The organism is Microbacterium sp. TW_SC_2 (assembly GCF_055361165.1).
Genome location: NZ_CM143952.1, coordinates 1666201 through 1677137, shown reverse-complemented (window position 1 = coordinate 1677137; position 10937 = coordinate 1666201). Strand labels below are relative to the sequence as shown.

The following is a 10937-nucleotide window of genomic DNA, read 5'->3' as shown; positions in this document are numbered from 1 at the left end:
TTCGATGGGGTGATGATGAGAAGTCAGGGGAGTGTCGGCTGCAGGGAGACCGGGTAGCGCAGCACGATGCTGTCTCCGTCGATCCCGATCCGGCTCGGTTCGTACGTGCCGGACAGCGCGTCGACCAGCGATCGCGCGTCGTCGCTCAGCGCTCCGTCGGTGACGGTCGGGAAGCCGCCGATCGCCGAGATCGCCACCTGACGGAAGGGGCGATCGTCCTCGCCGTCCACGATCGGGAAGCCGGACACGGCCACCGATCCGGAACCGGCCAGCGCGCCGATCACCGCGGTGATCCGCGCATCGACCTGCCCGGCGGTCAGGCGATCACGATCGGCATCCGCGATGGTCACCTGCGGGTTGGTCACCAGCTGTGCGCCGAGTGCGGCGCGCGACGCCGCCGCGTCCTCCTGGGAGACCGCCGCCTGTTCGGCTCCGTCCACCGCGACGCGGCGCACCTCCACCGCCTGGGTTCCCGAGCCGAAGGACGCGACCACGACGGAGTTGTCGATCGCCTCCTGCACCTGCGGGAAGGCGCCGGGGAACGTGCGCATCGAGTCGGTCGTGACGACGTAGTCCGCGTCACGCCAGCCGTTCGGCGACTGCGCCTGCACGGCGGGGTCGGTGTCGAGCTTGTAGTACCAGATCACGTTGTCGCGGTCCCAGCCCGCCTCGACGAGGTCGACCCACATCGCGTCGTCCACGATCACACGCTGGTCGGTCGAGGCGTTCTCGATGAGCCACTCCTGGGCGCCGCGGAGCGGCTGGTCCAGGTCGGCGAGCACGAACCCGCGGAGCTGAGTGGTCCACAGCGGCACAGCGACGATCGCAGCGATCGACGCGGCGGCGAGCGTTCCGAGCGCGAGCGTGCGGCGGCCCGTGCCCTTGCGTCGGATCCGGACGAACGCGGCATCCACGACGCCGGCGATGAGCAGCGCCCCGAACGGCAGCAGCATGATGACGTACGGCACCGGGAGGTACCCGCCGGGACGGAACATGAACGCGGTCATGGCGAGCACCAGCACCGCATAGGGCCGCAGCCGTGCCAAGGAGAGCGCCGCGACACTGGCGAGCAGACCCGCGACGATGAAGACGGGGTCGAGCTGCCACCACATCCCGAGCGTGCGATTGATGAGGGAGTCCGGATCGGTGATCGAGCCGCTGCCCTCGCGGGAGCCGAGCTGGAACGTGATGCCGTCCATCAGGCTCACGCGGCCGGCGCCGCTGAACAGCTCGCCCTTGACCGCCGCGAGCAGCAGATAGCTGCCGCCGATCAGGGTGAGGATGCTGGCGGCGACCGAGAGCGTGTAGCGCCTCGTCTCGCGGCGAGCGCTGCGGACCATCACCCAGACGAGGATCGGGAGCGCCAGGAGGAAGGTCTCCTTCGTGAGCACGGAGATCCCGAACGCGACCGCGGATCCGGCGAAGGCGGCGAGCTGACCTCGACGGTTCGTCGCGAGGAAGAACGCGAGCAGCAGCCAGGGCACCGCGATGTTGTCGAGGTAGACGGTGCGGTGGAACTGCAGGGCCAACGGCGACAGCGCGAAAAGCAGACCCGTTGCTGCGGCGGCGCCCCGGGACATTCCGAGGCGGCGTGCGAGAGCCCACAGCAGCACGACGGCGATCAGCGAGGCGACCAGCACAGCCTCGCGGCCGGCGAGCACAGCGATGTCCCAACGCTCGAAGGCACCCGTGAGCTGCGTGTATCCGGCGATCTGGAGCCAGCCGAGCGGCGGGTGGTCGTACCAGTACGTGTAGTGGGCGAGCTCGCCGAGGTGTGTGACGGCCCAGGCCTGCGCCGTGTAGGTGCCCTCGTCATCGATGCGCTGCGGTGATCCGCCGACGTTGATGAAGCTGACCAGCGCGCCGACCAGGAGCACGGGGAGCAGCCAGGCGAGATCTCGGCCGTTGGCGCGGACCCACGATCCGAGGCGGCGGGCGCCCTGGCTCACCATCTCGATCGGAGCACGGTGGTCGTTCTGCGGCGTCCCGTCCTCGGAGATCTGCGACCCGGTCGGTCGCTCGAGTGTGGTGCTCATGCGGCGACCCCTTCGGGAATGCGGTCGTGGGCGGTGGCGATACTCGCGTCGTCTTCGCGGTGCGCACCGGTGTGCTCGGTCTTCTCCCACCCGCGCTCTCCGCGGAGCTCGCGGAACACGGCGCGGATCGCGGCGCCGGCCAGCAGCACCTGGAACGGGATCGTGCCGAGCACGAGGCGCACGTAGTCGCGCACCCGCACCTTCTGTCCGTAGAGCCGGCCGAATTCGCCGAGGCCGGCGATCTCCACCGCCACGGTCACGAGGGTCGGAGCGAGCGGGATGAAGGTGAGGAGCGCGACGAGCGTCGGCACCTTGACCACCAGGATCAGGAAGACGGACAGGGGGATGAGGAGTCCCGTGGCCGCCTGCAGGAACGGCATCGCCAACATGTAACGGGCGAAGAGCCTCTGCGATCGGGTGGGCAGCGAGCGCCACTCGCCCTTGCGGAGCACCTGGAGGAATCCCTGGTTCCACCGCGTGCGCTGCTTGTAGAACGATTTCAGCGTGCCGGGGGTCTCCTCACGCGTCACGTATTCGGGGCTGTACGCCACGACGACCTTCTCGCCCTGGCTCGACAGCCGGACACCCAGCTCACAGTCCTCGGCGAGGCACTCCGCGTCCCAGCCGTCGTTGCGCACCAGCGCATCCTTCTTGACGAACACGGTGTTGCCGCCGAGCGGGATGAAACGGGCGCCGGCGTGGAAGTGCAGACGCGAGCGGAACCAGAAGTAGTACTCGAGCACATTGCGGAGAGACCACCACGTGGTGCGGAAGTTCATGAGCTGCACGCCGCCCTGCACGACCGTGGCTCCGGTCTCCGTGAAGCGGGAGTCGATGTGGCGGAGCAGCTCGGGGTGCACTTCGTCCTCGGCATCGAACACGCCGATGATCGAGCCGGCAGCGAAGGGCAGGGCCCTGTTCAGCGCCTTCGGCTTGTTCTTCGGCACGCTGTCGTCGACGACGACCTCGATGCGATCCGGGTGACGGGCGGCCGCCGCGCGCACGACTGCCGTGGTGCCGGGGTCGTCGTCGCCGACGATCGCGATGATCTGCACGTCGGGATGGGTCTGCGCCGCGAGCGCGTCGAGCGTCTGACCCATCACCTCCTCCTCGTGCCTGCCGGGAACGAGGAGTGTGAACGTGTGCTGAGGCGCGTGGGGCTCCTTCGAGAAGGCGGTGTTGTCGTAGGTGGTCTTGGAGCGCCACGCGTACAGCATCCACCACAGGGTCGTCACGGCGATGAGCGCGAGCGAGAGGGCGATGGCGACGAGGCCGCTGTAGCCGACGACCCCGATCCAGTCGACGCCGGCCATGCCCTGCGTCGGGTCTTCGGCGAGTCCGGGGTCGACGACCTGGCGGTTCGGGACGCTGTCGGGAGCGGGGGCCTGATCCGGCTGCGGCGTGAGGAGCGGGTTCGGCGCCGGCTCGGTCTCGAACGGGCGGAGGGCGAGGGGGAGGATCATGCTGTCGCCTCCTGCGGGGAACGGAAGACGAGGAACCGGTACGTGAAGTACCGGAAGAGGGTGCCGAGGACCAGACCGACGACGTTCCCGGAGATGTTGTCGGCGAGCGCGGAGGTGAATCCGAGGACGTAGTGGGAGACGAACAGGCAGCCGGCCGCGATCAGCAGTCCCCCGCCGTTGGCGAGCAGGAAGAGCAGGAGCTCCTTCGCGACGGCGGGTCGACGCGTGGAGCGGAAGGTGAAGTAGCGGTGGCCGAGCCACGCGACGCCGGTGGCGATCGTCACGGAGACGACTTTCGCCCAGATCACCTGGTCGGTCATCACGGTGGCGCGGAGCAGGTTGTACCCGCCCACGTCGACGATGAAGGCGAGGAGCCCCACACCGCCGAATGTGGCGAGCTGAGGCACGGCTTCGCGCACGGCGGTGACGATGCGGGCGAGCAGGAATGATGGCGCGGAGGGGGCGAGCGACATGTAAGGGGTTCGGAGGGAACCCGTGCGCGGATTGAATTGATTCTGCGCGCGGCGAAATGCGCGGCGTGTCGCCGTCGTGGATCGCGGCGGCGGGGACCGGCTCAGTCGGCGCTGCGCGTCGCCCGTCGGAACTCGTCGTACGCGGCGAGCGCGGCCTTGCGTGTCTCGCCCAGATCGACCATCGGCTCCGTCGGAGCGTCACCCGCCCACTGGCCGATGTAGAGCCGCTGCGGGTCGAACTTCTTGGCCTGGAGCTCGGGATTGAACACGCGGAAATACGGTGCGGCATCCGCACCCGATCCGGCCACCCACTGCCAGTTGAAGGGGTTGCTGGCGCCGTCGGCATCCACCAGGGTGTCCCAGAACCACTCCTCGCCCCGCCGCCAGTCGATCAACAGGTTCTTCACCAGGAACGACGCGGTGACCATACGCACACGGTTGTGCATGACACCGGTGTGCCAGAGTTCGCGCATCCCGGCATCCACGAGCGGGATGCCGGTGTCGCCCCGCTGCCATGCCGCGAGGTCGGTCGGGCGGAGACGCGGCCAGGGGAACGCGTCGTACTCGCGGCGGAGGTTCTCGGTGGCGAGCGCGGGGAAGTGGTACAGCGTGTGCCACGCGAACTCGCGCCAGCCCAGCTCGGAGAGGAAGCCGCCGGCGCCGTCCACGGAGACCGCCGCGTGGTAGACGGTGAAGGGACTCAGCTCACCCCAGCGCAGCCGCGGCGAGAGCATCGATGTCGCTCCCGCGGAAGGCGCGTCGCGCGCGCGGTCGTAGTCGCGCAGATCTTCGTCGAGGAACTGCTGCAGGCGGCGCCGGGCGGCCGGCTCCCCGGGCTCCCACGTCTCGCGCAGCCCGGCAGCCCAGTCCGGTCGCGTCGGCAGCAGGTTCCAATCGTCGAGCGTGTCGGACGCAGGCGTCTGCGCCGGTCCGTCGATCGTGCGGGGCTCGGGGAGGGGCTCGCGCGGGGCAGGGAGCGCGAGGCATGCCCGCCAGAACGGCGTGAAGACCGAGTAGTGCGTACCGCTTCCGGTCGTGACCGTCCACGGCTCGTGCAGCAGCGATGCCGCGTAGGAGGTGACCTCGAGGCCGTCATCGCGGAGGCCCGACTTCAGTGCGGAGTCGATCTCGCGCTCGGCGCCCCCGTATCGACGGTTCCAGAAGATCGCGGTCGCGCCGGTGTCCGCGACGGTCTCGCGCACCATGCGCTCGGCCGGGCCCCGGCGGAGCACGAGGGCGCCGCCGCGTTCGCGCAACCGCTCTCCGAGCGACGCCAGGGAGTGATGCAGCCACCAGCGGGCAGCACCTCCGAGCGGCCGGACGCCCGGGCTCTCCTCGTCGAGCACGTAGAGGGCGATCACGGGCTCGCCGCGATCGATCGCCGCGCGGAGCGCCGGGTTGTCGGCGAGACGGAGGTCGTCGCGGAACCAGACGAGCGAAGGGGAAGTCATGGCACCATTCTCATCGACGACGTGCGGCTGTCGCGCGGACTCACCGTCGGCGACGAGACCGGGGCCGGGGCTTCTCATCGCCGGTCGACCACAGCGCCCACGCCACCAGGACGGGCTGCAGGAAGAGCCGTCCGAATCGCCGGGCGTCGGTGTCGAGACCGGGCGTCGAACGCCGGGTCTGCCACTGATGGATGTTGCCGGGCAGGACGGCCACGAAGAACGCGGCGGTGGCCCAGCCCACGCGGCGGCGCTCCTTCGGCAGGGCGAGCAGACCCGCGGCGAGCGCCACCTCGGCCGCGCCCGACGCCAGCACGATCGTGTCCTTGTCCATCCGGGTCAGCCGCGTGGCCCACTCCGGAACCACGACGCGGAACCCGCGCGTGCTGAGGAAGTGAGCGACGCCGATCGCCCCGAGGGCGACGGCCAGGATCCATCGTGCGACTGCTCTGTGCATCCGTTCACGCTACATCGACGGACGGTCCGGGAGCGCTCGGCCATACGAGTAACCTGGGTATCGACCCAGATGGAGAGTTTCTGTGCCTGAAAACGCCCGGCCGAATGACGGCTTCGCCCTGTTCACTGACCGAAACGTCGTCGCGATGCGCGTCAACGGCGACCTCAAGGATCTCGCCACGACGCTGAGCGACACGGATGTGGTCGAGGCGGTCACGATCGACAGCGCCGACGGGTTGAACATCCTCCGGCACTCCGCGGCCCACGTGCTCGCGCAGGCCGTGCAGCGCATCAACCCGCAGGCGAACCTCGGCATCGGGCCTCCCATCACGGACGGTTTCTATTACGACTTCGGCGTCGAGACCCCGTTCACCCCGGAGGACATCAAGGCCATCACCAAGGAGATGCAGCGCATCATCCGCGAGGGGCAGCGCTTCGTCCGCCGCGTCGTGACCGACGACGAGGCCCGCGCCGAGCTCGCCGACGAGCCCTTCAAGCTCGAGCTGATCGGGCTCAAGGGGCCGGGCAAGGAAGCCGCGGAGGGAGCGTCCGTCGAGGTCGGCGAGGGCGAGCTGACGATCTACGACAACACGACGCGTGATGGCGAGGTCGTCTGGAAGGACCTCTGCCGCGGGCCGCACCTGCCCAACACCCGCATGATCGGCAACGGCTGGGACCTCACCCGCATCGCGGCGGCCTACTGGCGCGGCAGCGAGAAGAACCCGCAGCTGCAGCGCATCTACGGCACGGCCTGGCCCTCGAAGGACGAGCTGCGCGCCTACCAGCACCGTCTCGAGGAGGCCGCCAAGCGCGACCACCGCCGTCTCGGCAAGGAGCTCGACCTGTTCTCCTTCCCCGAGGAGATCGGCTCCGGCCTCAGCGTCTGGCACCCGCGCGGGGGAACGATCCGTGGCGAGATGGAACAGCACGCCCGCAAGCGGCACATCGAGGGCGGCTACACCTACGTCTACACCCCGCACATCTCGAAGGAAGACCTCTTCCTCACCTCCAACCACCTCGTCACCTACAAGGACGGCATGTTCCCGCCGATCGTGATGGACGAGGAGCGCGACGAGAACGGCGAGATCACCAAGCAGGGCCAGGACTACTACCTGAAGCCCATGAACTGCCCCATGCACATCCTGATCTACAAGGAGCGCGCCCGCAGTTACCGCGATCTTCCGCTGCGATTCGCCGAGAACGGCACGGTCTACCGCAACGAGCTGTCCGGGGCGTTGCACGGACTGACCCGAGTCCGCGGCTTCACCCAGGACGATTCGCACCTCTTCGTCACTCCGGATCAGCTCGAAGGCGAGGTCACCAAGGTCCTCGACTTCATCCTGTCGATGCTGCGCGATTTCGGTCTGACCGATTTCGAGCTCGAGCTCTCGATGAAGGACGACGAGAAGGCCAAGTGGATCGGCTCGGACGAGTTCTGGGAGTCGTCGACCGATGCGCTGCGCCGGGTCGCGGTGTCATCCGGTCTGAAGCTCACCGAGGTCCCCGGCGAGGCGGCCTTCTACGGGCCAAAGATCGATCTCAAGACGCGGGACGCGATCGGTCGTGTCTGGCAGCTGTCGACCGTGCAGGTCGATCCCAATCTGCCCGAGCGCTTCGATCTCGAGTTCATGGACAAGGACGGGCAGAAGAAGCGTCCGATCATGATCCATCGCGCGCTGTTCGGCTCGATCGAGCGGTTCTTCGCGATCCTGCTCGAGCACTACGCCGGTGACTTCCCGGTGTGGCTCTCGCCGCTGCAGGTGGTGGGGATCCCCGTCGCCGAGGAGTACGCGGACTACCTGGGCGACATCATCCGCACCCTGCGCGACTCCGGCGTGCGCGCCGAGCTCGACACCTCCGATGACCGGATGCAGAAGAAGATCCGCACGCACACGACCGGAAAGGTCCCGCTGCTGCTGATCGCGGGGGACCAGGACCGCGCGGCGGGCACCGTCTCCTTCCGCTATCGCGACGGGACGCAGGAGAACGGCGTGCCGATCGCGGATGCCGTCGCCCGCATCCGCACCGCGATCGATGCGCACACGCTCGTGCAGACAGCAGGGGACCTGGCGTGACCCGTCTTCGACGCTTCTCCTCACCGCGCTCGCTCGGCGCAGCGCCCGTGCAGGAACCGACCGGTGTCTGAGGTCGAGGACGGCAGGGACTTCGCCGGCGTGCCCGACGAGTTCCAACGGCTGTGGACCCCGCACCGCATGGCGTACATCCAGGCGGGTCCCGAGCCGCTGCGCGAGGAGTGCCCGTTCTGCGAAGCGCCGGAGCATCCGGATGCCGAGCGGCTCATCGTCGCGCGCGGTGAGACGGCCTACGTGCTGTTGAATCTGTTCCCGTACAACTCGGGGCATCTCCTCGTGTGCCCGTACCGCCACATCGCCACGTACGATCAGGCGACTCGCGAGGAGGTCGCCGAGATCGGCGAGCTCACGCAGACGGCGATGCGGGTGCTGCGCGAGGTGTCACGCTGCGACGGATTCAACCTGGGCATGAACCAGGGGGCCGTGGCCGGCGCCGGCGTGGACGCCCACCTGCACCAGCACGTGGTGCCGCGCTGGACATCGGATGCGAACTTCTTCCCGATCATCGCCAAGACCAAGGCGCTCCCGCAGCTCCTCGGCGAGGTGCGGGAGGCCGTCGCGAACGCCTGGCCGCGCCCCGCACGGTGAGCGAGCGCCCCGCCGCACCCGCAGGTTGAGCGAGCGCAGCGAGACGAAACGTCAGCGCACCTGGCGTGCGGCGAACTGCATCCGAGGGTTGGCGTAGAACTCCTGCGCCTCGACCAGCTGCAGCTCGCGGTCTCCGGAGTCGAGCGTCGCCTTGAGCAGGTCCCACACGCTCGACGCCGTGCGCTCGAGAGCGATCTGGGCGCTCCGGGTCTCGACGTAGTGGGCGGTGAAGAGGGCGGCGGTGACATCGCCGGAGCCGTTCGCCTTCATCGGAAGGTGCGGCGTCTGCACGATCCAGGCACCGTCGTCGTCGACCGCGAGCATCTCGATCGTGCCGTCTTCCCGGTCGGGACGCTCGACGCTCGTGACGAGCACGGTGCGCGGTCCCATCGCGCGCGCCAGATCCACCGAGGCGAGGGTCGACTCGAGCGTGTCAGGCTCGGTCTCGGTCAGGAAGCCCAGCTCGAACTGGTTCGGGGTGATGATGTCCGCGACGGGCACGACCTTCTCACGCAGCAGGACCGGGATGGCCGGGGCGACGAAGCACCCGGACTTGGCGTTGCCCATCACGGGGTCGCAGGCGTAGAGGGCCTCGGGGTTCGCGGCCTTGACGCGCGCGACCGCGTCGATGATCACGTCGCCGATGCCCTCGCCGCCCTGGTAGCCGCTCAACACGGCATCGATCGCGCCGAAGACACCGCGCTCCTCGATCCCCGTGATGACCTCGCGCACGTCATCCGGCGAGATCATCGGGCCGCGCCATGCGCCGTACCCGGTGTGGTTGGAGAACGTGACCGTGTAGACGGGCAGCACCTCGACGCCGATGCGCTGCAGCGGGAAGACGGCTGCCGAGTTGCCGACGTGGCCGTACGCGACCGCGGACTGGATGGAGAGGATCTTCATCTCCCGATCCTTTCATTCAGGGCGGGCCGGTGCCCGCGTCGGGTGGTCATCGCATCGCCTGCGCGGCGACGGTGGAGATGCCGGCGGCGGAGACGAGGTCGGCGACGAGCGTGTCGGCATCGTCGTCGGACAGGTCGTGCACCGTGAGACGGAGATGGTGGGAGGCGCCGGCGCGATCACCCAGGGCGAAGTCGTCGCCGGTGCGGGCGAGCCAGCCGCGTCGCATCAGCTGCTGGGCGACCTGGCGAGCCGGCTGGGGGAGTTCCACCCAGAGGCTCAGTCCCTCCGTGTCCGCGATCGGGATGCCGTGTGCGCGCAGCCGTTCCGCGAACGCCGCGTTGCGCTGCGCGTAGTGCGCACCGGCCTCCGCCACCCGCGCGACGGCGTCCGCGTCGGTGAGCTGCGCCAGCGTGAGCCGCTGCAGCAGGTGGCTGACCCACGTCGTGCCGGGGCTCAACCGCATCGCGAGGCGCTCGGCCGTCTCCGGGTCGGTGGCCGCGATCGCGAGGCACATGTCCGGACCGAGGAACTTCGACACCGAGCGGATGAGCGCGAAGCGCCGGTGGGTGGGGCTGATCAGCGTCTCGTAGGTGCGCTGCGACAGCATCGAGTAGTGATCGTCCTCGATCAGCAGCACGTACGGGTGATCCACCAGGACGGCGCGGAGCTCCTCTGCCCGGCGAGCGCTGAGGCTCGCACCGGTCGGGTTCTGGGCGCGCGGTGTGCAGATGATCGCGCGGACGCCGGCGGCCAGCGCGGCCCGCAGCCCGTCGACGGTCATGCCTTCGGCATCCACGGGCACCGGGACGGCCCGGTAGCCGCCGAGTCGCACGGTGTGGATGCTGGCGAGGAAGCACGGGTCTTCGAGGGCGACCGCATCATCGCGGGTCAGGGCCTGAGCGAGGAGCCGTTCGACCGCGTCGACGGCGCCGCTGGTGATGGTGATGCGGTACGCGCTGCCGTCGAGGTCAGGGGCGACCCACTCGCTGGCCCAGTGCTCGAGTCCGCGGTCGATGACAGGTTCGCCGTAGAGCACGGGGCGGCCGGCCACCGTCGCGAGCGCGGACGACGGATCGGGGATCAGAGCGGGGTCGGGATTGCCCGTGCCCACGTCGCGGAGCACCGTGTCGGAGGCGTAGCCCTCCTGGGCGACGGCATCCATCCCCGCCACGACCGTGCCGGCGCGACCGCGGGAGATCACGAGTCCGGCCTGCGCGAGCTGGCGGTACGCGGCGACGGCGGTGTTGCGGTTGACGCCGAGCGTCGCGGCGAGCTCGCGCACCGGAGGAAGCACGTCTCCGGAGCGGAGCGTCCCCCGTTCGAGGAGGGCGCGCACGCTGTCGGCGATCTCCGCCGCGGTGGTTCCTGTGATGTCGTCGCTCATGTGTCCTCCCCTCGATACTAGGTCGTCCCGGACGGTGCTATCTTTTGACATAGATCAAATCTGACTTTGGATCCCGCAGTAAACGCGGCGATC

General features: G+C 69.2%; 9 protein-coding genes. 2 read left to right on the top strand and 7 right to left on the bottom strand.

Annotation, left to right across the window (positions count from 1 at the left end; genetic code table 11):
* Positions 1 to 23: 23 nt before the first annotated feature.
* The 5 genes from ACWA14_RS07865 to ACWA14_RS07845 all read right to left on the bottom strand — a co-directional run bounded on the left by ACWA14_RS07865 (position 24) and on the right by ACWA14_RS07845 (position 5877).
* The gene (locus tag ACWA14_RS07865; protein WP_463792208.1) at positions 24 to 2036 is read right to left on the bottom strand and encodes an ArnT family glycosyltransferase; all 2013 of its coding nucleotides are present in this window, start codon (positions 2034 to 2036) and stop codon (positions 24 to 26) included.
* Complete coding sequence (locus ACWA14_RS07860; protein ID WP_463792206.1) at positions 2033 to 3499, bottom strand: glycosyltransferase; 1467 nt, start codon at positions 3497 to 3499, stop codon at positions 2033 to 2035. The genes ACWA14_RS07865 and ACWA14_RS07860 overlap by 4 nt, the downstream gene beginning before the upstream one ends.
* On the bottom strand, positions 3496 to 3972 hold the full coding sequence (locus ACWA14_RS07855; protein WP_463792204.1) for a GtrA family protein: 477 nt from the start codon (positions 3970 to 3972) through the stop codon (positions 3496 to 3498). Before ACWA14_RS07855 ends, ACWA14_RS07860 begins: the two co-directional genes overlap by 4 nt.
* 101 nt (positions 3973 to 4073) lie before the next feature.
* Entirely contained in the window at positions 4074 to 5423 is a 1350-nt protein-coding gene (locus tag ACWA14_RS07850; protein ID WP_463792203.1) for a cryptochrome/photolyase family protein, read from the bottom strand.
* A 40-nt stretch (positions 5424 to 5463) separates the two neighbouring features.
* Positions 5464 to 5877 carry a DoxX family protein gene (locus ACWA14_RS07845; RefSeq protein ID WP_463792201.1) on the bottom strand — a complete coding sequence of 138 codons (414 nt, stop codon included), beginning with the start codon at positions 5875 to 5877 and terminating at the stop codon, positions 5464 to 5466.
* A gap of 145 nt (positions 5878 to 6022) precedes the next feature.
* Between ACWA14_RS07845 and thrS the strand changes: the two genes are divergently transcribed.
* Together thrS and ACWA14_RS07835 are read left to right on the top strand one after the other, a co-directional pair.
* On the top strand, positions 6023 to 7951 hold the full coding sequence (thrS, locus tag ACWA14_RS07840; RefSeq protein WP_463797395.1) for a threonine--tRNA ligase: 1929 nt from the start codon (positions 6023 to 6025) through the stop codon (positions 7949 to 7951).
* A gap of 63 nt (positions 7952 to 8014) precedes the next feature.
* The gene (locus tag ACWA14_RS07835; protein ID WP_463792199.1) at positions 8015 to 8557 is read left to right on the top strand and encodes an HIT family protein; all 543 of its coding nucleotides are present in this window, start codon (positions 8015 to 8017) and stop codon (positions 8555 to 8557) included.
* Positions 8558 to 8608: 51 nt separating this feature from the next.
* On the opposite strand, the gene pdxY is transcribed toward ACWA14_RS07835, so the two are convergent.
* Positions 8609 to 9460, bottom strand: a complete 852-nt coding sequence (pdxY, locus tag ACWA14_RS07830; RefSeq protein ID WP_463792198.1) for a pyridoxal kinase PdxY — start codon at positions 9458 to 9460, stop codon at positions 8609 to 8611.
* A 46-nt stretch (positions 9461 to 9506) separates the two neighbouring features.
* A complete protein-coding gene (locus ACWA14_RS07825; RefSeq protein WP_463792197.1) occupies positions 9507 to 10844 on the bottom strand; it encodes an aminotransferase class I/II-fold pyridoxal phosphate-dependent enzyme in 1338 nt (445 codons plus the stop codon).
* Positions 10845 to 10937 lie beyond the last annotated feature (93 nt).